This is a genomic window from Microvirga lenta, from assembly GCF_020532555.1.
GTDB lineage: Bacteria > Pseudomonadota > Alphaproteobacteria > Rhizobiales > Beijerinckiaceae > Microvirga > Microvirga lenta.
Genome location: NZ_JAJBBR010000005.1, coordinates 19,011 through 42,587, shown reverse-complemented (window position 1 = coordinate 42,587; position 23,577 = coordinate 19,011). Strand labels below are relative to the sequence as shown.

Below are 23,577 nucleotides of genomic sequence, written 5' to 3'. Positions count from 1 at the left end.
ACCAATGGTAGGAATTTGAAGGTGGAATGGGCTTTTTTCCACATATAGTTGAAATTGGCCTTAATCTTCCTTCTTGTCATTCCCGGCCGGAGGTGGCGAAAGCCGCCGGAGGGGAAGGGAATCCAGGAGCGCGGAGCCTGAGGCTGGATCCCCTTCCCGACCGCTGCGCGGTCGCCGGGGATGACGCAGGAGGCTGATAAGGGCATCCCGCATAAGCGCCCCATTCCCACTACCCCCATCCCCCGCTAAAACTCCCCCGTCTCTCCTCCCACCCGGATTCCGCCCCATGGCCGACAGCGCCGCCGACCGTTTCCTCCGTTACGTCGTCATCGACACCCAGTCCGACGCCAAGTCCCCGACCCAGCCTTCCACCGAGAAGCAGAAGGATCTCGGGCGGCTGCTGGTTCAGGAGCTGCACGAGATCGGCGTCGCGGACGCGCATCTCGACGAGCACGGATATGTCTACGCGACCATTCCGTCGAACACGTCGAAGAACGACGTCCCGACGATCTGCTTCTGCGCCCACATGGACACGGCGCCGGACTTTTCCGGCACCGGCGTCAAGCCGCAGGTCGTGAAGAACTACCAGGGCGGCGACATCCGGCTGCCGGGGGATCCGTCCCAGGTCATCCGGGTCGCGGAGCATCCGGTGCTGGAGAGCCTGATCGGCGAGGACATCATCACCTCGGACGGCACGACGCTGCTCGGCGCCGACGACAAGGCCGGCATCGCCGAGATCATGGCGGCGGCCGAGTTCCTGGTGAACAACCCGGACGTGAAGCACGGCGCGATCCGCATCCTCTTCACCACCGACGAGGAGATCGGCCGCGGGGTCGACAAGGTGGACCTTAAGAAGCTCGGGGCCGATTTCGCCTACACCATGGACGGGGAGACGGCGGGCACCGTCGAGGACGAGACCTTCTCCGCCGACGCGGTGGAGATCGTCGTCAAGGGCGTGGCGATCCATCCGGGCTTCGCCTACGGCAAGATGGAGAACGCCATCCGGATCGCCGGGGACATCGTCGCGCGGCTGCCCAGGGACATGGCGCCCGAGACCACGACGGGCCGCGACGGCTTCATCCATCCGACCGGAATGTCCGGCGTGATGGAGAAGGCGTATCTGAGCCTCATCGTCCGCGACTTCACGGAGGAGGGCCTGAAGGCCAAGGAGGCGCTGCTGGAAAGGATCGTCAAGGAGGTGCTGGGGGCCTATCCCGGCTCCGGCTACACCTTCACGCTCAAGGAGCAGTACCGCAACATGAAGACGGTGCTCGACCGGCATCCGGAGATCGTCGAGAACGCCGTGGAGGCGATCCGCCGGGCCGGCATGAACCCGGTGCGCGGCAGCATCCGCGGCGGCACGGACGGCTCGCGCCTCTCCTTCATGGGCCTGCCCTGCGCCAACATCTTCGCCGGCGGCCACGCCTTCCACTCCCCGCTGGAATTCGTCAGCAGCCAGGACATGGACAGGGCCGTGCGGACCATCGTCGAACTCGCCAGGATCTGGGAGGAGCGCGCCTGAGGCGCGGACGGAAAGACCCGAACCGGGCCGCACCGCCCGGGCAGGGCAGGCCCGAAGCCGGCCGCCCTGCCGCGCCGCTTCCGGAATGCGCTCGACCCTCCTTCGAGACGCCGCTGTCGCGGCTCCTCAGGATGAGGGTGGAGTTTGGTTGCGACCGTCGTGGATGTGGCTGCGTACAGCGCGACCTCATTCCCTCCCCCTTGTGGGGAGGGCCAGGGTGGGGGTGCCGGCGCCGGACTGGAACCAGGATGGCGCCCACACCCCCACCTCCACCTCCTCCCCACAAGGGGGAGGAGAGCAGGTCGGCGCCACCCGCGTGAGCCTTCGAGCCGGACGAACTCGTGGGGGAGGAGAGCCGGTCGGCACCACTCCCGTCATGGCCGGGCCAGTCCCGGCCTCCACGCCTTCAAGCAGCGTTGGGGTGCACCACACACCCGTCATTCCGGGGCGGCTCGCTAGAGCCGAGCCCGGAACCCATAAACACCAACGGGTTCAAGAAAGGACTGTCAGCGCTTCGCCTCGTTCTGCACCGTCAGCGGCTATGGGTTCCGGGCTCCGCTGCGCGGCCCCGGAATGACAGGTGAGTGGCACGCGCCTTCATGCGCCAGGGAGACACCGCAGCATTGGCAGAAACGTTCCTACTTTGTTCTTGACACTCGTGCCAAGCTAAGCTATATCGTTCGTGTCCGGTCCACCGAGGGGCGCGCTCGCGAGGCGTCGTGATTGTGGGACCGGACACGGTCCTGCGCACGGGGCGACGCTACCCCGTGCGGCAGGAGGCCCAGGCACAAGCCCTGGGGCCGGAGCGGGTCGCAGGCCCGGCCGCACCAGGCGTGCGGCGTCCGCCTGCGGCCGTTCACGGACCAGCGCCGCCTGTTCGCCTGAAAAGAACCGTGCGCGAGGGGCCATCCGGCTCTTCCCTCTCCACCACCACCCTTCGAGCCGGTTCGCTCCTCGCGCCCCCTCGATCCCGCACGGTTCCGCGCAGCACGCCCGGAGCCCGATTACGCGCGCCTTGGCGCATCCCCGGCCGTGCGCCGCCGCAGGGCAGGGAAGCCTTGTCCGATTTAGACCTTCTCCAAGGTGCAATCGCGAACGTGACACCCGGGCGCTTTGGCTCTAAGACGCGCTGGAACTTCAGTTAGCGCCATGTCCCACAACACCTTCGGTCACCTTTTCCGCGTCACCACCTTCGGCGAGAGCCACGGACCGGCCCTGGGCTGCGTCATCGACGGCTGCCCGCCGCGCATTCCGCTGGAGGCGGCCGACATTCAGGCCGAGCTCGACCGCCGCCGTCCGGGCCAGTCGCGGTTCACCACCCAGCGCCGCGAGCCCGACGAGGTGAGGATCCTCTCCGGCGTGTTCACCGACGAGCGCACCGGCCGGCAGGTCACCACCGGCACGCCCATCGCGCTGATGATCGAGAACGTGGACCAGCGCTCGAAGGATTATTCCGAGATCAAGGAATCCTACCGGCCGGGCCATGCCGACTACACCTACGACGTGAAATACGGCATCCGCGACTATCGCGGCGGCGGACGCTCCTCCGCCCGCGAGACGGCGGCCCGCGTGGCGGCCGGCGCGGTGGCCCGCAAGGTGCTCGGCGGCGTGACCATCCGCGGCGCCCTGGTGCAGATGGGGCCGCACGCCATCGACCGCAGCCGGTGGGATTGGGACGAGGTCGCGCGCAATCCGTTCTTCTGCCCGGACGCCGAGGCCGCTGCCTTCTACGAGGATTATCTCGACGGCCTGCGCAAGGAGGGCTCCTCCATCGGGGCCGTGCTGGAGATCGTGGCCGAGGGCGTGCCGCCGGGGCTCGGGGCCCCCATCTACGGCAAGCTCGATTCCGATCTGGCGGCGGCGCTGATGTCGATCAACGCCGTGAAGGGCGTGGAGATCGGCGACGGCTTCGCGGCCGCGGCCCTTCGCGGCGAGGAGAACGCGGACGAGATGCGCCCCGGCAATGCGGGCGCTCCGACCTTCCTGTCGAACCATGCGGGCGGCGTCCTCGGCGGCATCTCCACCGGGCAGCCGGTGGTGTGCCGCTTCGCCGTGAAGCCGACCTCGTCGATCCTGACGCCGCGCGCCAGCGTGACGCGCTCCGGCGCCGAGGCCGAGGTCATGACCAAGGGGCGTCACGATCCCTGCGTGGGCATCCGCGCCGTGCCGGTGGGCGAGGCGATGGTGGCCTGCGTGCTGGCGGACCACGTCCTGCGCCATCGCGGGCAGGTCGGGGCTGCCGTCGAATGGCCGTTCAAGTAGAGCATTCCGGAACAACCGAGTTGAAGGACGACACCAGATGACGATCCACAGCGTCACCGAAGCCATCGAGGCCTTTGCGCAGGGCGAGATCGTCATCGTCACGGACGACGACGACCGCGAGAACGAGGGCGACCTCATCGTCGCCGCCTCCCTCTGCACGCCGGAGAAGATGGCCTTCATCATCCGCAACACCTGCGGCATCGTCTGCGCGCCTCTGACCGCATCCGAGGCGCGGCGCCTGCGTCTCGATCCGATGGTGGCCTCGAACGACGCGCCGCTGGGCACCGCCTTCACGGTGACGGTGGACGTCAAGCACGGGCTCACCACCGGCATCTCGGCCGAGCAGCGCTCGAACACGGTGCGGGCGCTCGCCAACAACAACATGGGCGCGGCGGATTTCGTGCGCCCCGGCCACATCTTCCCGCTGATCGCCAAGGACGGCGGCGTGCTGATGCGCTCCGGCCATACGGAAGCGGCGGTCGATCTGTGCAAGCTCGCGGGCCTGCCGCCAGTGGGCGTGATCTGCGAACTCGCCAACGACGACGGCACCGTGATGAAGGGCGAGCAGATCGACGCCTTCGCGGAGACGCACCGGCTGAAGCGCATCTCCGTCGCCGAGCTCATCGCCTACCGCCAGGCGCGCGAAAAGCTCGTCGAGCGCATCGCCACCTTCCCGGTGGACACCGAGTGGGGCCAGTTCACGGGCTACGCCTATTCGACGCCGTTCGAGAGCGTGCAGCACATGGCGCTCGTCTACGGGCGCATCGGCGACGGCACGAACCTGCCCGTGCGCCTGCACCGCGCCAACGCGCTCACGGACGTGTTCGAGGGCGGCAAGACCGTGAAGGCGGCGCTCCAGCGTTTCGCGAAGGAGGGCCGGGGCGTCCTCGTCTACCTGCGCGACGGCACCGCGGGCGTGCCCACGACCAACTTCTCCGAGAGCGAGGCCACGGCCTCGGAGGCGATGCGCACGACCCAGTGGCGCGAGATCGGCCTGGGCGCGCAGATCCTGCGGGATCTCGGCGTCGTCTCCATCCGCAATCTTGCCACATCCACCCGTTCTTACGTAGGGTTAAGCGGCTTCGGCATCGAACTCCTCGGCAACGAACCCATCGAGAGCTGAGCCGCCCGCACCCGTCCGTCCAACCACGATCGAAGCCTCGCAAGGGCCTTCGCCTCACGCAGACCTCACCCTTTGATCCCACTCCCCGAAGGAGCCGGGCCTCAGCGTGCCGAACGGGCGCGACGCCCCGCCCAGGAACCACCGCTGCGCCCGGCGCCGGAGGCCACGTCAGGATCCTCCTGGAGCGTGGCCGCGGCCCTGCGCCTGTTCGCGACGCAGGTTCTCAAGGGCCGGCCCCTGCGGGATGCGGTGGTGCTGGGAGGGCGTCTCGTGGCGGCCAGGGTCATGTCGCTCCTGACCCTGATCGTCGCGGCCTGGCTGGTGGACATCGAGGCCTTCGCGGCGTTCGGCGTTTATCAGACGCTCGCGGCTCTGGCGCTGATTGCACTGTTCCTGCGCTACGATGCGGCCATCGTGGCGGCCCGCACGGAGGCGGAGGCGGGAGACGCCCTGCGCCTCAGCATCTTCATCGGGACCATCCTCTGGGGCGTCTTCGCCGCAGCCTCTCTGATCGCCGGCGGGGCCGGGCTGATGCGGATGCATCTCGCCCTGCTGCTGCCCCTCTCGATCCTCGCTCGCGGAATGCTCAGCCTGTCCTTCGCCACCGCGGTCCGGGAAGGCGACTTCAAGGGGATCGGGCGCGCCTCGCTGGCCCAGGCCATCGTTCAGCCGGGAACGCTCCTGGCTCTGGTCCTGACCTCGCTCGACGACACCCTCTGTTTCGCCATCGCGGACATCCTCGGGCATCTCAGCGCCGTGTCCTATCTGGCCTGGCGCCGCAAGGACCGTTTCCAGCCCCTGTGGCAGAGCTGGTCCGTCCCGGCTCTCGTGCGAACGGCGAAATACTGGAAGAGCCTGCCGCTCTACAACCTGCCGAGTTCCTCCTTCTCCCGCGCCTTCGTGATGTCGCCGCTCCTCATCATGCCGATGGTGGCCGATGCGGTCTTCTCCGGCCACGTGGCGCTGGCCTATCGCATCTTCGACGTGCCCACCCAGATCATCACGGCCGCCTCTACGCCGATCTTCCTCAACCGGCTGAAGCCTTCCGAGGAGCGGGCCGCGCCGATCTTCGGCCGTCACATGATGCTGGGGCTCATGGTCCTGCTCGGAGCGGCCTACGCGGTCATGGCCGGGCTTCTCCTGCTCGCCGATCCCTGGCTCGAGGGATCCGAACTGGCCGGCCTGGCCGAGGCCATTCCCATGGTGGCGATGTTCCAGCTCTTCGTCGCGCTGGCGGCGCCCCTCAACGATTCGTGCGCCCTCTATCCGCAGCAGAGGCGGCTGGTCATGATCCAGGCGCTGTCCCTCTTCGCGGGCCTGTTCGCGGCGTTTCTCGCCCTGCGCATCTCGCCGGAAGGCGTCCTCGTGGCTCTCGTGGCGGCGTCCGCCTTCCGGGCCTTCGCGCTCGGCGAGCTTCTGCGCAGGCTGTCGAGCCTGAGCCGGGAGAGCTTCGTCCGTGCGCTCAAGTCCTGACGTCGCGTCCCATGAGGGCATCGACATGGGCGGCCGCCGATTTCGAAAGCCCCTCCAGGTCGTAGCCCCCCTCGAGGAGCGAGACGACCCGCCGGCCGCAATGGCGCTCGGCAAGGTCCATGAGCCTCATGGTGGCCCACGCGAAATCGGTTTCGGTGAGGTTGAGGCTGGCGAGCGGGTCGCGCCAATGGGCATCGAACCCGGCCGAGATCACGATCAGATCCGGCCCGAAGGCATCGATGCGCGGCAGGACCGCGGACTCCATCGCCTCCCGGAACGCCTCGCTGCCGTCGCCCGCCCTTAGGGGCGCATTGACGATGGTGCCGTGTTCGCCCTTCTCGGACAGGGCGCCGGTCCCGGGATAGAGCGGCGCCTCGTGGGTCGAGCAATACATCACGCTCGCGTCGCTCCAGAAGATGTCCTGCGTGCCGTTGCCGTGGTGGACGTCCCAGTCGAGAATCGCGACCCGTTCCGCACCGTGCCGGGTCTGGGCATGGCGGGCGGCGATCGCGGCATTGTTGAAGAAGCAGAAGCCCATGGCCCTCGTGCGCTCGGCATGGTGTCCGGGCGGACGCATGGCCACGAAGGCATTGGTCACCTGGCCGGTCATCACCTCGTCGACCGCCATCACGGCGCCCCCGGCGCCGCGCAGCGCCGCCTCGTAGGTGCCGGGGGACATGACCGTGTCGTCGTCCACCCGCACGAGGCCCTCCCGCGGGCTGATGTCCCTGAGGGAGACCACGTAGGGCTCCGGATGGGCGAGGGTGAGGCTCTCCATCTCCGCCATGGGAGCCGTCTCGCGGACGAGGGCGGAGAAGCGCTCCTTCTCCAGCACACGTTCGATGGCGCGGATGCGGTCGGGGCGTTCCGGATGGCCTGTCGGGGTCTGATGCAGGAGGGCGGCCTGATGGCAGATGTAGAGCGTGGTCATGAAGGTTCTTGGGGGGCTTCCGAGCGAGAGGTCGGTGCCAATGTCGCAGCGTCGCGGGCGGCTGTCCATGTTGTTGCGGTGCAACACTCTCGGCCGGAGTGGCGTGCCGGGGTGTCCGCCTTCAATGATCCTCTTCCTCGGAAGCCGAATCGAAACTAGGTAGCGATACCCATCGGACGCAGCTTGACGCTGTGCAACAGAGCTCCTCCCACATGCGCCTTTTCAGCCTGACCCTCCTCCTGGCCATGATGACCGCCTTGGCCGGGTGCAACTTCAAGGGCGTTCCCGATCCGCAGGTCTCCGCAAGGGATGCCGAGTGGATGGAACAGGTGCCGAAGGCGCAGGAGGATCTCCGCTACGGGCGCTACCTGATGGACGACCCGACCGGCGAGGCTCCCGGCACCATCGTGGTCGATACCAAGGAGCGCTTCCTCTACTACGTGCTGGATGGCCGAAAGGCCATTCGCTACGGGGTGACCGTGGGCGACGAGGCGTATGGCTGGACGGGCACGGCCCGGGTCGCGCGCAAGGCCGAATGGCCGAACTGGACACCGCCGGCCGAGATGAAGGCGCGGTGGCCGCATGTGCAGTATACCAAGGGCGGGCCCGAGAACCCCCTGGGTGCCCGGGCGCTTTACCTCTATGACGGCAACAGGGACACGCTCTACCGCATCCATGGCACCAATGAGCCCGAGAAGATCGGTCTCGCCGTCTCGTCGGGCTGCATCCGGATGCGCAACATCGACGTGATCGACCTCTACAACCGGACCGCGCTGGAGACGAAGGTCATCGTCCGCTAGTCCCGTCTCAGCGTCAGCCGAGGGCGGATTCCTTGCGCAGGATCGCCGGAAGAGCCTGGCTCTTGGGATGGCGCGGCTGCTGCCGGACCGCATGCACCGCGGCGGCAAGGGCGGGCAGGGCGACAGGCTTGAAGGCCGGAATCTGTTGAAGGCGGGCTGCCTCAGGCTGAGGCTGCGCCGTGCGATCCGAGGAGTCTTGGGTCATGTTTCTTCCCTAGGTCTTAAGCGCCATGGGTCATGGCTCCCGGTATCATCCCGACGGTCGTGACCGCTTCTGGGCGGACCCATGATCATTTGCTGGCTTTGCTGCAAATGATCCCGGCAAGCTTAACCGCTGCTTAACGGCGTTACAATATTCAGAACGGCCTAGGGTGCCTTGGCCCGTTCGCGGCGGGCGAAGGCCTCGCCGTCCCGAAGGCCCATCTCGTAGGCTTTCCGGATGCCTGCCGGGTTCGTGATGTCGAACTGCCCGATGGGCACCGGCTCGGTGGGCTGGATGTAGGTGCGGCCCGGGATGTGCGGGAAGGCACGGTAGAGGCGGGAGAGGATGACCAGGGTCTTGCCCCCTTGCTCCTCCACCGCCTGCAGCGGCTCCGCGGGCACGTTGTCGACGAGCCCTCCGTCGAGAGCCGCCATGCCGCCGATCCGGCCCACGGGCATGAAAGGCGGGACGCTGGCGCTGGCCATGAGGGCGGCCGACAGGTCCTCCGGCGAGGAGAGGTCCTGCACGCGCACGAATTCGGGGCGAAAGCCGATCACGCGGCCGCCCCGCGGATGAACCGGCGAGCGCCATTTCTTCTCGATCTGATAGGTCGCGATGCCGAGCGGAATCGCCAGGGCCAGGGGCAGGCGGTTCGGCTTGCGGGCGAGCCCGATCAGCACGTCGGGACCCCGCTTCAGGCGCTCAAGCGCCTCCTCGTCGATGACGGCTTCGATGAGGGAGCGGTACATTCGGGAGACGGGCCAGGGCGATCCTTCGCTGCGCCAAGCGCGCCATTCGAAATTGCGCCGGCCGGTGCTGCAGCCCTCCGCCACCATCTCGTTCACCCGCCGTCCGAGGCCGAGAAGGCTGTAGCAGGCCGACCAGGCGCCGGCGCTCACTCCCACGACGGTGCGGGGCTCGAGGTCGAGAAGCGGCGCGGCGGCTTCCCAGAAGCCACCCTGCCAATAGCAGCGGTTTCCTCCGCCCGCGAAGGCGACGGCATCGAACATCCTGCCTTATCCCTGGAGCTTGGCGAAGGTCTCGTCCTCGGCATTCCGGGCCAGGTCGCGCCAGGCCAGAATGATGCGCTCCAGATCCGCCAGGTCCTGCGGCGGAAGCGCCCCGAGGGTTCCATGGACGTAGGATCGTTGGGTGGCGATGCCCCGCTCGGCGAGGTCGCGGCCCTTCGGCGTGAGATAGAGTGCATTGGAACGGCGGTCGCCCGGAATGGCGCGGCGCTCCACGAGGCCGGCCTCCACCATGCGGTCGAGGAGGCCGGAGACGTTGCCCTTCGTCACGTAGAGGCGCTCCGCCAGCTCCTGCTGGCTCATCCCCTCCCGTTCGGTAAGGGTCGAGAGCAGGTCGAACTGCGGAACGGACAGCCCGAGGGCCTTCAGTTCGGCGGCGATCGTGTTCAGGGCCCGGCGGTGGAGGCGGATGATGCGGAACCAGACCCGGAGCGGATCGGTTGTCTCGCTCGCGGCAGGGGTGGAAGAGGATGACGGCAACAACGACAGGGCTCCTCGAAGGACGGGGATAGTTTACATCGGAACGTTCCTGATCGTCACCCGCCCTTTTGGAGCGGCTTCTGAAGCGCGTCGATGGGAACGAAAGCAAAGCTCCGGCTTTTCTGTCCACCCACCCGGTGACCGATCGACGTCTCAATATCCTTGAGCAGCAGGTACCGGTCCACACCGGCGAGCCGCTTCCTGCAGATGAGGAGTGGCGCGCGCTCAAAGAGATTTGTAAGACGTCCTGATGCGCCATCTCATTCTCGAGGAACCGTTCTCCCGGCCTGCGAAGTGGTCGCCCATGCTCGCATGGTTCGCCCTCGCAGTGACCGTCATGGCGGTTCTGCTGATCCGCTTCGGCCGGATCGACTATCAATCCGGGTTCGTCGCCCTGGGAACGGGCCTCGCCATCGCGGTCGTCGCGGTGGGCATGTCCCTCGTCGCCTTCGTGCGCATCTGGCAGGAGGGCCGTCGCGGCCTGGGCAGCGCCATCAAGGGACTGGTGATCGCCTCCCTGGTGCTGGCCTATCCCGCGTGGTTGGGCTTCAGGGCGGTCACCCTGCCGCCGATCAACGACATCGCCACCGATACGGACGACCCTCCCAGCTTCTCGCGCTCGCGTGTGGCGCTCGACGCCCGTGGCGGCCGGGTGCCTCCCGACGTTCCGCCCGAAGCCCGCGAGGCGCAGCGCGAGGCCTATGTGCAGATCGCTCCCCTGACCCTGGACCTTCCGCCGGACGAGGCTTTCGAACTCGTGCAGAAGGCCGCCGCGAACCTCGGTTGGCAGATCATCGAGACGGTGCCGCCCGGCGGCCGCATGGGTGCGGGCCGTTTGGAGGCGATCGACCGGACCCTTATCCTGAGGCTGCCGGACGACGTCACGGTGCGGATCCGGCCCCGGGCCGACGGCACCCGCATCGACATCCGTTCCGCCTCCCGCATGGGCACGCACGATCTCGGCACCAATGCCCAGCGCATCCGCGCCTTTCTCGAGGAGGCCTCCAACCTGGCGCTGGCGGTGAACTGACGGTCACGCCAGCCGGTATTCGCCGTCGAGAGAGGGGGTGCCGTCCGTCCGGACCAGTCCCTTGGCGACGAGGTCCTCCAGGTGGGCGAAGACCGAGAGGCCAGCGGCCCCGACGAGCGCCGGCTTCAGGCCCTGGTAGATCGCCGCCACGATGGCCGGGATGGTGCGGTCGCCGGCGGCGAGCCGGTTGAGGATCGACACCTCCCGCTGGCGCCGGTGATGGATGAGCGCCCGCACGAAACGCCTCGGATCCCGCACCGGCCCGCCATGGCCGGGCCAGTAGACGCTCTCGTCGCGCCCCTTGAGCTTGTCGAGGGATGCCATGAATTCCCCCATCGATCCGTCGGGCGGGGCCACCACGGTGGTCGACCAGGCCATGACGTGGTCGCCCGAGAAGAGCGCCTTCTCCTCCGGGAGGGCGAAGGCGAGATGGTTCGCCATGTGCCCCGGCGTCGCCAGGGCCGTCAGGCTCCATCCCGGCCCCTCGATCCGGTCGCCCTCGGTGAGCTCCCGGTCGGGGGCGTAGTCCCGGTCCGAGCTCGTTTCCAGCAGGTTGACCTCGCCCTCGAAGAGCGGGCGCGCGCTGCGGTGGGGCGAGCAGCCGACGAGCTGCGCGCCGGTCGCCGCCTTGACGGCGCGCGCGGCGGGCGAGTGGTCCTTGTGGGTGTGGGTGACGAGGATGTGGGTCACCGTCTCGTTCCGCACCGCCTGGAGCAGGGCTTCGATGTGCTCCGGCAGGTCGGGCCCCGGATCGACGATCGCGACTCGGCCCGTGCCCACGATGTAGCTGCAGGTGCCCGTGAAGGTGATCGGCCCCGGGTTGTCGGCGACGATCCGCCGGACGAGGGGGCTGACGCGCACGCATTCGCCGGCTTTCGCGGGAGGATGGGTGTCGAAGGTGAGGTCGTCGGCCATGAGGACGGGTCCTGGGAAATAATCTGGGCATCGATGGGGAGCGCTTCCGCTGCGGCTTGAGGCGCCCGTTCAAGCCTCCTATAAGGCCTCATCAGCCGCCTGCGAATGGCGGAACGAGATCTGGAGCTTCTGCTGATGTCCACTGGCGCCAACGCCCTTGCCACACCGTCCACCCTCGTCGGCCTTCTCTGGCCGTCCCGCGACGACGCCCGATTCGCCGCTCTCCGCGCCATCGTCCTGATGGTCGTCGGCTCGGCCCTCCTCACCCTGTCCGCCAAGGTCCAGGTGCCGCTGCCCTACGTTCCGATGACCCTGCAGACCCTGGTGGTCCTGCTCATCGGCGCATCCTATGGCTGGCGTCTCGGCGGCGCGACCGTCGCTCTCTACCTGATGCAGGGCGCCCTGGGCATGCCCGTCTTCGCAGGCCCGACCGCCGGATTCGGCTACCTGATGGGCCCCACGGGCGGCTTCCTGTTCGGCTTCGTGGCCGCGGCGGTGGTCATGGGCTTCATGGCCGAGCGCGGCTGGGATCGCTCGCTCCTGCGCGTCATCGTCATGATGAGCATCGGCCACGCGCTGATCTTCGTGTTCGGCCTCGCCCAGCTCTCGCTGGTCATGCCCTTCGCGAAGGCCTGGACCGTGGGTGCGGCGCCCTTCGTGGCCGCCACCGTCGTGAAGACCGCGCTCGCCGTGGCGCTGATGCAGGCAGCCTGGAGCGTGACCCGCCGAGGCGAAGCCCGCTAAGAGCCGTTCAGCTTCGATGCCGATGAAGCCGCCCCACGGGCGGCTTCTTCATTTTCGGAAGGGCCGTATCAGCCTGCCGAATGAACCAGCCGGAGCACCGGCTTGGCATGGCCCTGGCGGAAGGTCAGGTTGATCCATTCCCCGTCGCCGTTGCCTTCGACCACATGGTAGCCGAGCTGCTTGGCGATGGCGCGCGCCTGATCCAGGTTGGCGCGCGAGATCCAGCGGGTGAATTCGAGGCTGCCCTGGTCCATCAGAACCGCGAGCATGCCGATCTCGACCCCCTGGTCGAATTCCTCGCTGCGGCCGGGAAAACGCAGCCGCAGGCCTTCGTCGAGATGAATGTGGCGCATGATGATTGGCCCCCAAGTGACAGTCGCCGTTGTTCGGCGTCCTTGCGGGGGAGAATAGACGATCCGCGCACCGCGAAGAAGGTGGCGCTTAGGCGCATGCGCTCTCCCCCTTCGTCCTCCTGCCATGCCTGCCTTGAGACGGTCGAGGAACCCCCGGGATGGTCGCTCATTAGCCCTGTGAGACCCTTGTAAGACCCTTGGAGGAGGGGAGGAGTTCATGCGTCCCATCCTTGCCGCCGCGGCGGCTGCCATGCTGAGCACCTGCGCCCTGGCGCAGGTCCCCGATCCCGGAGCCGGTCGCGCCGCCAATCCGGCCGTGACGGTGAGGCCGGAGGGAAGCCCAGAAAGCACCGGCGCGATCCGGCCCGGCGCCAACAGCTTCACGGAAGGGCAGGCCCGCTCGCGCATCGAGGCGCAGGGCTTCGCCAACGTCACGGACCTTCGCAAGGACGATCGAGGAATCTGGCGCGGACGCGCTATGCAAAACGGCCGTAGCGTGAACGTCATGCTCGATTTTCGCGGCACCGTGGCCTCGCAATAGACCCGCCAACAGCTTCACGAGAGACATCAGCCATGGCCTTTCGAACCATCAATGCCTTCTTCGACAATTACGACGATGCCGCCAAGGCCGTGCGCCGGCTGGAGATGGCGGGCATCCCCAACCTCGACATGAGCCTGGTCGCCAGCAACCTGGACGGGATCCACACGCGCCATGCGTCGCGCCCCGATGCGCAGGACGACGCGGGCGAGGGGGCCGGCACCGGGGCGACGGTGGGCACGCTGGCGGGCGGCGGGGCCGGTCTCCTGGCAGGCTTGGGCATGCTGGCCGTTCCGGGACTTGGCCCGGTGGTCGCCGCCGGGTGGCTGGTCTCGACCCTGGTCGGAGCCGGGGCGGGTGCGGCCGTCGGCGGCTTGGTCGGGGCTCTCGTTGATGCGGGCGTGAGCGAGGAGGAGGCTCACCGCTATGCGGAAGGGGTCCGCCGGGGCGGCGTGCTGGTGACGGTGCGGGTCGAGGAGTCGGAGGTCGGCCGGGTTGTCGATATCCTGGACGACGAGGGCTCGGTCGATGTCGGCGAGCGCGAGCGGACATGGCGCCGGGACGAGGACGAAAGGCCCGCGCCGCCCATCGGCGCCGCCGCCTCGACCACCACCGGCCTGACGACGGACCTGATGCCGAATCCGCTGGATGACGACCGGGACAGCACCGACGTGGAGGTGGAGGACGAGCGCCTGCGCCGGATCACGGACGGCGACCGGCGCTGACGGCGGCCGGTCGCCTGAGTCCGCCGGGCTAGGCCGGCCGGCGGCCGGTGCGGAGATTGTCGAGCGCCCAGGCGCCACCCCCGGCGGCGGCCATGAACAGGAACACGAAGCAGTAGAGAATGGCCGCATCGCCGCCGTTCAGAACCGGATAAATGCTGCGCGGCGCATGGGCCATCCAGTAGGCCACAGCCATCATGCCCGACAGGACGAAGGCGACGGGGCGGGTGAACAGGCCGATGAGCAGAAGCGCGCCGCCCACCACTTCGAGCACGCCCGCGAACCCCATCAGGCTGAACAGGGCTGGTGTCGGATTGGACGAGGCGGGAAAGCCGAACAGCTTCTGCGTGCCGTGTTCCATGAAGATCAGGGCGGCAACGATGCGCAGGATGCCGAGGAGGCGAGGGGCCCAGACCTGTTCGAGGTGAGCGGTGTTCATGAGTTTCTTCTCCGTAGAAGGGATCCGGGGGCTGGTTCTTCCATCCGCACCGGCACCGAACCCGTTAAAGGCCCAGCTTCCGCCTTTCCACCCCGCGAAGGCTTTCGTCCGGTCACGACTTGCTTACCAAGGCCGAGCGGAGGGCGGTCTTTCGTTGAGCCGGGGCATTCTCCCGCGGCAGGATACGGCCGCCATCATGACAGTTTTGGGACCGGAAGGCCGGAAACGGCATGATCCTCGACCTCTCGCCGCAGGTGGAGCAGGGCGAGGGATGATGGCCCCTTTCGATCATGCGTCGCGTTTCGGATCGGGCTGCGAGGCCTTATGATCGAACGGGTTCGGACGAAACAGGAAGGGTGATCCGTGACCTTTGAAAGCTTCCGAGACGTGCTGTGGACCCTCTCTCTCCTGCTGGGCTGGCTGTCGGTCGCCGCCCTCGGCGGCGCGTGGTACGCCAAGGAAAAGTTCAGGGCGCTGCTGAAGGCTCCCTTGACGGATGAAGTGGAGCGCCTGACCCATCTGTGGGAGCACCGGGTCGGCTTCCTGATGAAGGCGGGGCTGTCGATGGCCGTCCTGTCGGTCCTCAGCCTTGCGGCGTGGCTCGTCACCGAGACGTTGTGGTGAGCGCGCCTTCGCGGCGCGGCGAGACCCGCGGCGGCAGGATCACGGTTGCAGCACGTCCACGATGATGCGCTGGGAGACCGGCGTGGCCGGGGAGGGGGTGCTGACGACGAAGCCCCGGCATTTGGTGGTGACGGGGTAGATCGGCGTGCGGTGCCGGTCGACCCCGACCATGTAGTTGACCGTGTAGTAGGTCTGCCCCCCGACCAGGGTCGTTTCCTTGGTTTCGAAGACGTATCCGACCTCGGTCGGGCTGATTCGATAGACGGCCTGCGGCGGCCCCAGGGCCGCGATGCGCTCGGAAATCGGGCGGCCGATATAGTCGGAGCACGAGACGGCCACCGTCTCATGAATGGTCGGCGTGCACCCCGCAGCGGCCAGCGCCACACCGACGACGATTATACATTTCTTCACGACAGCCCTCTCCCTGCGGAGGGGGATAGTCGCAGGGAGGGATTAAGAGAGGATGTAGGTGAGTCTGGGATGGGCGGATATGTCTGCATCAACTGCAGCCATGTCTCAGCTACGACGGAGACATGGTCGTCCGCATGTCTCAGATCCAGGCAGTCGAGTGCTCCAGCGCCTGAACGAGACACGCAGCTGATAATTTCGAGGAAATGAGAGAGAGTGCACCGAACGGTATAGCTTCTGCGGAGGGTCATTGCGGCAATGACCCTCCTTTCAGCGCTCAGTTCTCGCCGCCTTTGTCAGATGATGACAAAATCCTCGTTAGTCAAAGCGAGACCAGCTGACAGACGAGCAAACTGGACCTGGTTGGCAGAGCCATTGCCGTCTGGGTCGTAGTAAAGAGCGCCGGTGGCTTGGTTATAGAGGATACGGTCCGCGGCATCCGTGGCGGCCGTCCCGATCTGGAATGCGTCCGACGAAAGAACTCCAGCAATTCCGGCTTCGGTAAAGATATTGCGACTGAGGAAGATAACATCCTCAGCAACGCTGAAATCCCGAATCCTATCTACATTCGTTGACGCATTAAGGGTGGTATTGAACACGAAAGCGTCGAGGCCCTCTCCGCCAAGCAATACATCGCGGCCCGATCCACCCCAGAGCCTGTCGTTTCCCATTCCGCCACGCAAGACGTCGTTGCCGGATCCGCCGGACACCACATCGTCACCCTCGTTGCCTTCAACGAGATCTCTGCCACTTCCTCCCGATACAGTATCGTTGTCCAAGCCGCCCGCCAGGAAGTCGTCGTTGTTCTGGCCGTAGATCAGATCGATCCCAGCCTCGCCGACGAAGAAGTCGTTGCCAGAGCCACCATAGAGCGTGTCATTCCCTTCGTTTCCCGCGGCATAGTCGTTTCCGACATTCCCATAGATTTGATCGGCTCCGAAATTGCCAATCAGCTGATCATCGCCAGAGCCGCCAAAGATCAAATCGTTGTCCGGTCCACCAGCAATGAAATCGATCCCGCCTCCGCCATAGATGCTGTCGTTCCCGCCTTGGCCGTCGATGCGGTCAAAATTGATTCCGCCAAGGATTTGATCATCTCCCGACAGGCCGAGAATGATGTCCTCTCCAGCAAAGCCGTTGATGATATCGTTTTCATTTGTTCCGATGAGGTTGTTGTCACCGGTTCCGCCGTTGATAATAGCCATCGCTTCATCCCTATTGTTCGGGTGCAGAAGGCATTCTGTAATTGAGTATTGAGTGGTATTTTTGCGGAACTACTTGCGCCTTTCGCACCAAGTGTATTGAATGCTCGTACTTGCTACTGCGAATTTTCCTAGTGCAAGACGCCCGCTATATCCTTAGGATATTTGTCGAGGCGGCTTCATATTTGAAGTGTTTTTGATATTCGTTGTACTCAGAAGCCCATTTAAGATCCTCGTGCGATTTTAGTTCCTTAGCCAGAAGGGGTACGTGCAATGGCGTGCGGGCGGCATCCGAACGATCTCTGGTGGGCAAATGCTAGGGCTCTCAGCTCGCGGAGAAAGGATTGGTTTCAAGCGCCACTCCAGACCGAATTGGGAAGGTTGCCGGGTCGGCTCAGGCTGGTCTTGTGATGCTAAGCGCTCTCCCGCATTCTCAGGGAGAAAGCCAAGAATCACTTCCGAAGATCGTTTCTAGATCTTGCGCCCAGGATGTCTTGCAATCGCCCATCGCCGCTTGTCTCTCGAACAAGTTTGATTATACCGCTCGCATGAGCGACAACCTACTTCCTCCTTGGCAGGTCACCGGCTCTCGATACATTCATCGGGATCGTTGGATCCGCCTGCGTGCTGACGACTGCGTCACTGCTGACGGCGTCGAGGTTTCTCCCTATTACGTCCTGGAATATCCGGATGTCGTGATTGTTCTGGGCCTGACTGCTGAAGATAAACTCATTCTTGTGCGGCAATACAGGCACGGCCTCGGCCTCATTACGACCGAGTTGCCGGGGGGTATCATTGATAAAGAAGATAAAAATCCTTTGGAGGCCGCGGCTCGGGAGCTTGCCGAGGAGACAGGGTATGTTTCTACCAACCTGAGCTTGGTCGCGCGGCTGTCGCCTGGCGCCGCAAGTCGAACCAACTATTTCTATGTTGTGCTCGCCCGAGATGCCGAACCGCTCCTCCCTAAACATTTGGATCCAGCTGAAGCCATTCTGGTCGATCTCGTAGATTGTGAGGAGGCAATTCGAATGTGCGCCTCAGGTGCGATCGTGCAAACTCACGATGTGGCGTCCATTCACCTCGGACTCAGCGCTGCTGGTAAGCTTAAGCAGGTACTCGACCTCTAGGGTTGATCCATCGCCGGAGGCTCTTCTGCGGAGCTAATTAACTCCCGCAGCTACGTAGGACGAAGATTGGTGGCGAGTGCCACATCTCAAATAGTAGGCCAAATTTCAAAGTAGGTGCATTCGTAATTAGAATACTTGATGTAATGGTTGTGGTAAATGGCATTCGTTATTGCAATTAGTCCTTAGAATAGTCTTGAGGATGCTGGGTATTCGTCCTGTTAACGGTCCTCAAATTCCGGTTGACAGGTGCGCTGCAATCCCTCAAGGCACATGGAAAATTGTGCGTTCCCTCCGAAAAGTCGAGCGTGATTGGGCAATGGAACTGGTTGCATTCTCTTACGCCTCCACAAAAGATACCAACCCATGATTCTTAGCGCTGAAAAAGTAAGCCTCGCCTCGCATCTGATGTGGCAGCGATATTACCGACCGTTGCTGGGGGTAATTATATTAGGATTCATTGCGCGTGGGCAGGCTATCTTAGCGCCGCTTTACTCGATCGATACTTACCACGCTGCATACGTCAAAGAGGCGGCGGCTAGTTACGATTTTCTCCTGTCACAGGGGCGGTACGGATGGGCAATACTGTGGTGGCTCCGTGACACCATAGGCGTGCACGGTGTTGAAGTTACATCTGCAGGAATGATTCTATCTGTAGTTATGTTGGCTGTAACAGGCTTCTTGTTTGCAGTGGCGATTCTTAAGGAGCCGACGCCTGCGGAAGCGTTTCTCTTTGCCGCAATATTTACGCTGCATCCGTTCAATACCGAATTCTTTCACTTCTCTAATGTTACTAGCGACATAACCTTCGCGATTCTTTTATCTGCCTTAGGTATGGCCGCTGCTTTTTATATATCCTCCGTACAGCTGGCGGCATTTGTCTCCGTGCCTTTGATTGTTGCCTCATTGGGTATTTATCAGCTTGCAGCGGCGCATATTGGTACTGTTTGGCTGTTGGCGACAGCTGCGAGGCTCATCGAAAATAGAAGCGGTGCAGCTGCGCTTAAATACCGTCTTGAAAGACCCCTACAGGTGCTTCTGATCATAGCGATCTGTTTGGCCATACTTGCAGTTAGTCTCGTGCTCATCAGATTTGTTGTAGACATTCCATTGGATGGTCGGGCTGATCTATCAAAGCTTCTTGATGTAAGAGTGAAAGTGCAAGCTCTCGGCACGGCAGTTGGTATGGCTTTGTGGCCTAGCCCAGGCTTGGTCCCGCGATCTATCGCAGTTTTGCTTATTGCGGTCTTGAGCTTTTGTTTCTGTAAAATTGTCTGGCAGGGCCTTCGTACGCGGCGCTATGTCTTAGCTATAGGGTCCGCAATTTTGTTGAGCCTAGCACTTGCTTGGTCAGCAGGGGCATCAGTGATGAGTGGTGTCATTTGGCTCGTGCCTCGGGTGATTTCTCCCATATCAGTTTTCATCGCAGGTGCAGTCCTCCTTGCTTGGCATAGCTCCTCAAAGCCAACGCGCATGATGATCGGAGTCTCTGTATGCGTCATCTGCGTTAGCTATATCGGTGCCTCCAACAGAATTCTCTTTGATCAGCGCCGGCTCAATTTATGGGATGCCCAGCAGGCGAACCGGATCATTGCGCGTCTAGAAATGCTACCTCAGTTCACGCAGATGTCTTCCGTAGCTGTCGTAGGAGGGCACTGGGCGAGAAGCTCCAGGCTCTCAACGGCAATTGGCGATATGAATGTGTCGGCGTTGGCGGTGAGTTGGGCGAAAATTGGATTGTTGGAGCAGGCAACGGGATATCATTTTGCTGAGCCCACCCCTGCAGAATTAGACAAGGCGCAAGTCTATTGCGCATCGTCGCCCTCGTGGCCGGCCTCGGAGTCCGTCACCATTATTGATAAGCTTGGTGTTGTCTGTCTCACGACACCAAAGTCGTAACACGGAAGCGGTCTTCCCAAGTCGCAGCTATGGGATCTTGTGCAGCGGGACCGGACTTGAGCAGTTGGTCATCAGCAAACAGGTGTTGTGAGATTATGCTTCACGCTCAGGGCGCGAGTGGCTTGACACAAGATCCTGAACAGATTGCCGACGAAGGGCATGGTTTAGCGAGCCCATGGGGCTGCCGCCAATCTCAACCTTTGAGCAGGACCGGGCATTGAGCTGTCGCAGGTGTACGGAGGCCCGGTCTGGTGGAACTCTCGGATTAGTTGGTGCGAATTGCCTAAAGGGCGACCTGCTGTAGAATGGCTAGTTTTTGAGTATAGCGCGGGAGATTAAAAAGGTTACGGGCACGCTGACAAATATCACTCCGAGCATGGCGACGTGACTGTCAAAGCCGTATTCTAGTAGGATGGACAATATCGCAACGCCGAGAATGTACTGGATTATGTAGACTACGGGAAATCTCAACGCTTTGGAGAGGGTGCTTCTCGCCTTAAACACAAAATAAGTATTCAATAAATAAGAAATAGCTATTCCAAGTATATATACGATCGTGTACGCAGCGACTGCCTCAATAAAAAGATTGAGCAACAGAAAAGCTGCATAGGTGAAAGCGGTGTTCAGCCCGCCTCCTATAAGGAAGCGAGCGAATTGCGGCCAGGACTGTTGCACGGCAAACAACTTATCGTTGGGCTACAGCCGAGCGGAACTGATCGTATGAGCGAATATAGTCATCCGGATCGTAACTATGGGACGCGAAGACCAACAGCATCGCGTCAGGAGAGTAGCGGTACTGCGTTCCCCAGATCATAGGGGGCATATACAAACCGACCTCTGGTCGATCAAGGGTGATTTCGACCCGGCTTTGACCATCGTCCAGCAGGACGCCGCAAGAGCCTCGGACACAGATTAGGAACTGTTCACATTCCTTGTGAGCATGCTCGCCACGTGCTTCGCGACTGGGTACGTTGTATACAAGAAAGTAGCGCTCGGGCTTGAACGGAATATCGGGTCCAAATTCTCCTACAGACAGCTCTCCCCGCATATCCTTGGCAATTTTAAGTTTGTGAAGGCTCGCACGCCCGACATTAAGCGGTGTAACGTCTGGGGTTGGCCCAAGCCCGTTATTCACAATCGTAGTACTGCGAGCAGGGAGGTCCGTTACATAACCTTTGATGCGCGCTGGATTGCCGACCACAATAGCGTTCGGAGGAACCGATCGTGTGACGACCGCCCCGGCTCCTACCATAGCTCCCATGCCAATTTCGATTCCCGGAAGAATTGTTGCATTGCCCCCAATAGATGATCCTTGACGGATGACAGTGCGGGAGAACGCTTCTGGGTATGCTTTACTGCGAGGGAAGGGATCGTTCGTAAAAGTTGCGTTGGGGCCGATGAAGACGTCATTCTCGATAGAGATGCCATCCCAGATTTGAACGCCGCACTTTATGGTGACACGATCTCCTATGATCACGTCGTTCTCGATGAAGACGCCATCGCAGATATTGCAATCTGAACCAATGCGAGCGTTTGGCAAGACATGTGCAAATGCCCATATGCGTGTTCCAGCGCCAACAGCTTTACTTTCACAGATTGCATGCGGATGTATGAACACTAAACTCATGGGCGGAAATTCCTCGTCGAGATATGGGTAGTGTTATTGCCGTCGAAGGAGCGGCTTGTCTGTACCAACGCGAGCGGGCGCCTTTTGGTGTTCTCATATGCTCGCCAAGCATAAGCCCCGATTAGGCCAATTCCTAAGGTATTGAGCGCGCCAAAGAAGGTGATGACAACTATTGTTGCTGTATAGCCTGCAACTTCGATCTCGCCAATGATGCGTAGCGCAATAACTCCTAGTGCAAGGACGATAGCTACTATGATTCCAACAACACCTAGGAAAGTTAGAATGCGGATAGGCAGGTCAGTGAAAGCAAAAACGCTGTCAAGCAAATAGGTAAGTTTTTTACTGAAGGTCCAGGCGCTCCTGCCAAACTCTCGTGTTCTTCGGCGATAGCGCACTTCACTGCGCCGGAATCCTAGCCAGTATACTAAGCCAACAAGAGAGCTGTTCGCTTCGTCAAGCGTCAATAACTCATCTCGGATCCGGCGATTGCAGCCGAAAACGTCAACGCCCCCGGACGGGATATCACGCACGATGAGGCGTCGGTAGAAACCCCAGAAGATGTTGGCCGCCAGACGCGAGGCCGCTGGATCATCGCGCCCTTCACGGACACCAACGACGATATCTGCAGTGTCTGCATGAAGCTTTTCCAGAAATGCAACGAGAAGATCAGGAGGTTCCTGAAGATCGGCGGCGATAACCGAAAAGTACTCTCCTTTGGCTGCACGTAACCCTGTTCGAATCGCGGCGAAAGAGCCGAAATTGCGGGCGTGAAGTATAAGCTGAGAGCGGAAAGGAGCTTGAGCCAAGCTTTCTTCTAGGAGAGAAAAGCTGTTATCAGGGCTTGCGTCTACGACGAATACAAATTCACTCTCGAGTCCAAATCGCTCCAAGACGATTTCTGAAATCCGAGAGAATTCACCAATAAGCTTGGGTATGAATTCCTCGTTGCGGTAAACAGGAATGATAACCGAATACATTCACTTACCACCGATTGATCGTTGTAATGATATGACCGAATTCCTCGTCTCTCAGCTCTGGATAGCAAGGAAGAGTCAGTATCTTGTCCGCCAGTTCTTCCGTAACCGGCAATCTGACATCGTTTGAGCCTTTCCGGGTAGGCTGCATATGATCAGGGACCGGATAATGAATGTCGGTGATTATCCCTGCCGATGCTAAATGTTGTTGCAGGCTCTGGCGATCGTCGCAGGTGACAACATAGAGATGCCCAACGTACTCCTCCCCATAAACAGGAGGGCAGCTTATTCGAGGGTGTTTGATGGCGGTCGAATATAGAGTTGCAATCTCGCGGCGGCGTCTGTTCCATGCGTCGAGGAATGGTAGCTTGGCTCGTAAGATCGCTGCCTGGATTTCGTCGAGGCGACTGTTGCGCGCGTTCTCTGCAGAAACTCTGTATTTGGATTCCCATCCATACTGCCGCAGTTCTCGGAGTCGTGCCGCGACGGCTGTATCCTGAGTAACGACGGCCCCTCCATCTCCAAGTGCTCCCAGGTTCTTAGTAGGATAAAAACTGAAGCTGGAAGCTGCCCCGAAGCTGCCTGCTGGGCGCTTCTCGCGGAGTGCTCCATGGGCTTGGGCACAGTCCTCAAAAACCGGAATGCCTGCAGGTTGGGTGATCCGCAGAATGGATTCCATATCATGAAGCAGGCCGAAAAGATGGGTGACAACCACGGCATCGACTCCACCTCGAGCAACAAGGCGCCCTAAATGGGTTAAGTCCATGAGTTGCGTCTGCGGATCAACATCGACATAGACCGGAATGGCCCCAATCAAGGTAAGGGCTGTCGTTGTATAGTATCCTGCATTCGCCACAGTGGCTACGCGACTTTCTTTGCCTACAGAAAGTGCTCTAAGTCCAAGCTCGATTGCGTCAGTACCATTCGCCACTCCAACACAGTGCTGGACTCCGCAGAATTGGGCGAATTCCTTTTCGAATTCCTCGTTCTCTTTGCCTAGGACGTACCATCCGCTTTTCAGAACGCGTTCGACCGCCTCCTGAACCACCGCAGAGGTCGACTCGAAATGGCGACGTAAGTCATTTATTAGAATCTGGCTTGTCATAGGGGCCCCCCACAATGTATGAGCCCTTGTTATCGACCTTTCCTATTTGGCT

25 protein-coding genes are annotated in these 23,577 nt (G+C 62.4%); 12 read left to right on the top strand and 13 right to left on the bottom strand.

The annotated features are described in order from the left end of the window. The first annotated feature begins 286 nt into the window (after positions 1 to 286). The 4 genes from pepT to LGR44_RS08560 all read left to right on the top strand — a co-directional run bounded on the left by pepT (position 287) and on the right by LGR44_RS08560 (position 6,380). Positions 287 to 1,522 (top strand): peptidase T, encoded by a 1,236-nt coding sequence (gene pepT, locus LGR44_RS08575; RefSeq protein ID WP_226739383.1) that lies wholly within the window; start codon positions 287 to 289, stop codon positions 1,520 to 1,522. 1,149 nt (positions 1,523 to 2,671) lie between these two features. Further along, positions 2,672 to 3,784 carry a chorismate synthase gene (gene aroC, locus LGR44_RS08570; protein WP_226739381.1) on the top strand — a complete coding sequence of 371 codons (1,113 nt, stop codon included), beginning with the start codon at positions 2,672 to 2,674 and terminating at the stop codon, positions 3,782 to 3,784. 37 nt (positions 3,785 to 3,821) lie between these two features. Continuing rightward, positions 3,822 to 4,907 carry a 3,4-dihydroxy-2-butanone-4-phosphate synthase gene (gene ribB / locus LGR44_RS08565; RefSeq protein ID WP_226739379.1) on the top strand — a complete coding sequence of 362 codons (1,086 nt, stop codon included), beginning with the start codon at positions 3,822 to 3,824 and terminating at the stop codon, positions 4,905 to 4,907. Between the two features lie 186 nt (positions 4,908 to 5,093). After that, positions 5,094 to 6,380 (top strand): polysaccharide biosynthesis protein, encoded by a 1,287-nt coding sequence (locus LGR44_RS08560; RefSeq protein ID WP_226739377.1) that lies wholly within the window; start codon positions 5,094 to 5,096, stop codon positions 6,378 to 6,380. On the opposite strand, the gene LGR44_RS08555 is transcribed toward LGR44_RS08560, so the two are convergent. Beyond that, positions 6,370 to 7,311 carry a histone deacetylase family protein gene (locus tag LGR44_RS08555; RefSeq protein WP_226739374.1) on the bottom strand — a complete coding sequence of 314 codons (942 nt, stop codon included), beginning with the start codon at positions 7,309 to 7,311 and terminating at the stop codon, positions 6,370 to 6,372. The two genes, LGR44_RS08560 and LGR44_RS08555, sit on opposite strands and share 11 nt — an antisense overlap. A gap of 212 nt (positions 7,312 to 7,523) precedes the next feature. Here LGR44_RS08555 and LGR44_RS08550 point away from each other — a divergent pair, with 212 nt between their 5' ends. Beyond that, positions 7,524 to 8,111, top strand: coding sequence for a L,D-transpeptidase (locus LGR44_RS08550; protein WP_226739372.1), 588 nt, complete (start codon positions 7,524 to 7,526; stop codon positions 8,109 to 8,111). A 13-nt stretch (positions 8,112 to 8,124) separates the two neighbouring features. Here the strand turns inward: LGR44_RS08550 and LGR44_RS08545 are convergent, their stop codons facing one another. The 3 genes from LGR44_RS08545 to LGR44_RS08535 all read right to left on the bottom strand — a co-directional run bounded on the left by LGR44_RS08545 (position 8,125) and on the right by LGR44_RS08535 (position 9,821). Further along, on the bottom strand, positions 8,125 to 8,316 hold the full coding sequence (locus LGR44_RS08545; RefSeq protein WP_226739370.1) for a hypothetical protein: 192 nt from the start codon (positions 8,314 to 8,316) through the stop codon (positions 8,125 to 8,127). Between the two features lie 161 nt (positions 8,317 to 8,477). Continuing rightward, on the bottom strand, positions 8,478 to 9,323 hold the full coding sequence (locus LGR44_RS08540; protein WP_226739368.1) for a patatin-like phospholipase family protein: 846 nt from the start codon (positions 9,321 to 9,323) through the stop codon (positions 8,478 to 8,480). Between the two features lie 6 nt (positions 9,324 to 9,329). Next, a complete protein-coding gene (locus LGR44_RS08535; RefSeq protein ID WP_404809912.1) occupies positions 9,330 to 9,821 on the bottom strand; it encodes a MarR family winged helix-turn-helix transcriptional regulator in 492 nt (163 codons plus the stop codon). 250 nt (positions 9,822 to 10,071) lie between these two features. Between LGR44_RS08535 and LGR44_RS08530 the strand changes: the two genes are divergently transcribed. Then, entirely contained in the window at positions 10,072 to 10,851 is a 780-nt protein-coding gene (locus tag LGR44_RS08530) for a DUF1499 domain-containing protein (protein ID WP_226739364.1), read from the top strand. Between the two features lie 3 nt (positions 10,852 to 10,854). On the opposite strand, the gene LGR44_RS08525 is transcribed toward LGR44_RS08530, so the two are convergent. Further along, on the bottom strand, positions 10,855 to 11,766 hold the full coding sequence (locus LGR44_RS08525; RefSeq protein WP_226739362.1) for an MBL fold metallo-hydrolase: 912 nt from the start codon (positions 11,764 to 11,766) through the stop codon (positions 10,855 to 10,857). Positions 11,767 to 11,901: 135 nt separating this feature from the next. On the opposite strand from LGR44_RS08525, the gene LGR44_RS08520 reads away from it, so the two are divergent. Then, positions 11,902 to 12,510: a biotin transporter BioY gene (locus LGR44_RS08520; protein WP_226739360.1), complete on the top strand. Its 609-nt coding sequence runs from the start codon at positions 11,902 to 11,904 to the stop codon at positions 12,508 to 12,510. Between the two features lie 68 nt (positions 12,511 to 12,578). Here LGR44_RS08520 and LGR44_RS08515 read toward each other — a convergent pair whose 3' ends face one another. Continuing rightward, complete coding sequence (locus tag LGR44_RS08515; protein ID WP_226739358.1) at positions 12,579 to 12,863, bottom strand: hypothetical protein; 285 nt, start codon at positions 12,861 to 12,863, stop codon at positions 12,579 to 12,581. A gap of 217 nt (positions 12,864 to 13,080) precedes the next feature. On the opposite strand from LGR44_RS08515, the gene LGR44_RS08510 reads away from it, so the two are divergent. Together LGR44_RS08510 and LGR44_RS08505 are read left to right on the top strand one after the other, a co-directional pair. Continuing rightward, positions 13,081 to 13,404, top strand: a complete 324-nt coding sequence (locus LGR44_RS08510; protein WP_226739346.1) for a PepSY domain-containing protein — start codon at positions 13,081 to 13,083, stop codon at positions 13,402 to 13,404. 32 nt (positions 13,405 to 13,436) lie between these two features. Next, positions 13,437 to 14,126: a hypothetical protein gene (locus LGR44_RS08505; RefSeq protein ID WP_226739344.1), complete on the top strand. Its 690-nt coding sequence runs from the start codon at positions 13,437 to 13,439 to the stop codon at positions 14,124 to 14,126. Between the two features lie 28 nt (positions 14,127 to 14,154). On the opposite strand, the gene LGR44_RS08500 is transcribed toward LGR44_RS08505, so the two are convergent. Then, positions 14,155 to 14,562: a DoxX family protein gene (locus LGR44_RS08500; protein WP_226739342.1), complete on the bottom strand. Its 408-nt coding sequence runs from the start codon at positions 14,560 to 14,562 to the stop codon at positions 14,155 to 14,157. 363 nt (positions 14,563 to 14,925) lie between these two features. Between LGR44_RS08500 and LGR44_RS08495 the strand changes: the two genes are divergently transcribed. Beyond that, positions 14,926 to 15,186: a hypothetical protein gene (locus LGR44_RS08495; protein ID WP_226739340.1), complete on the top strand. Its 261-nt coding sequence runs from the start codon at positions 14,926 to 14,928 to the stop codon at positions 15,184 to 15,186. A gap of 39 nt (positions 15,187 to 15,225) precedes the next feature. On the opposite strand, the gene LGR44_RS08490 is transcribed toward LGR44_RS08495, so the two are convergent. Together LGR44_RS08490 and LGR44_RS08485 are read right to left on the bottom strand one after the other, a co-directional pair. Further along, positions 15,226 to 15,597 carry a hypothetical protein gene (locus LGR44_RS08490; RefSeq protein ID WP_226739338.1) on the bottom strand — a complete coding sequence of 124 codons (372 nt, stop codon included), beginning with the start codon at positions 15,595 to 15,597 and terminating at the stop codon, positions 15,226 to 15,228. Positions 15,598 to 15,890: 293 nt separating this feature from the next. Continuing rightward, complete coding sequence (locus LGR44_RS08485) at positions 15,891 to 16,799, bottom strand: calcium-binding protein (RefSeq protein ID WP_226739336.1); 909 nt, start codon at positions 16,797 to 16,799, stop codon at positions 15,891 to 15,893. 545 nt (positions 16,800 to 17,344) lie between these two features. Here LGR44_RS08485 and LGR44_RS08480 point away from each other — a divergent pair. Together LGR44_RS08480 and LGR44_RS08475 are read left to right on the top strand one after the other, a co-directional pair. Next, positions 17,345 to 17,923 carry an NUDIX hydrolase gene (locus tag LGR44_RS08480; protein ID WP_226739334.1) on the top strand — a complete coding sequence of 193 codons (579 nt, stop codon included), beginning with the start codon at positions 17,345 to 17,347 and terminating at the stop codon, positions 17,921 to 17,923. 363 nt (positions 17,924 to 18,286) lie between these two features. Then, complete coding sequence (locus tag LGR44_RS08475; protein WP_226739332.1) at positions 18,287 to 19,819, top strand: glucosyltransferase domain-containing protein; 1,533 nt, start codon at positions 18,287 to 18,289, stop codon at positions 19,817 to 19,819. Positions 19,820 to 20,128: 309 nt separating this feature from the next. On the opposite strand, the gene LGR44_RS22030 is transcribed toward LGR44_RS08475, so the two are convergent. From LGR44_RS22030 to LGR44_RS08445, 4 genes are read right to left on the bottom strand one after another with little or no spacing between them, the layout of a single operon-like run. Next, positions 20,129 to 20,494, bottom strand: coding sequence for a GtrA family protein (locus LGR44_RS22030; RefSeq protein ID WP_226739330.1), 366 nt, complete (start codon positions 20,492 to 20,494; stop codon positions 20,129 to 20,131). Between the two features lie 10 nt (positions 20,495 to 20,504). Beyond that, a complete protein-coding gene (locus LGR44_RS21775; RefSeq protein WP_264196418.1) occupies positions 20,505 to 21,446 on the bottom strand; it encodes a WxcM-like domain-containing protein in 942 nt (313 codons plus the stop codon). Beyond that, positions 21,443 to 22,423: a glycosyltransferase family 2 protein gene (locus LGR44_RS08450; RefSeq protein ID WP_226739328.1), complete on the bottom strand. Its 981-nt coding sequence runs from the start codon at positions 22,421 to 22,423 to the stop codon at positions 21,443 to 21,445. Before LGR44_RS08450 ends, LGR44_RS21775 begins: the two co-directional genes overlap by 4 nt. Before the next feature lie 4 nt (positions 22,424 to 22,427). After that, positions 22,428 to 23,525 carry a DegT/DnrJ/EryC1/StrS family aminotransferase gene (locus tag LGR44_RS08445; RefSeq protein ID WP_226739326.1) on the bottom strand — a complete coding sequence of 366 codons (1,098 nt, stop codon included), beginning with the start codon at positions 23,523 to 23,525 and terminating at the stop codon, positions 22,428 to 22,430. Positions 23,526 to 23,577 lie beyond the last annotated feature (52 nt).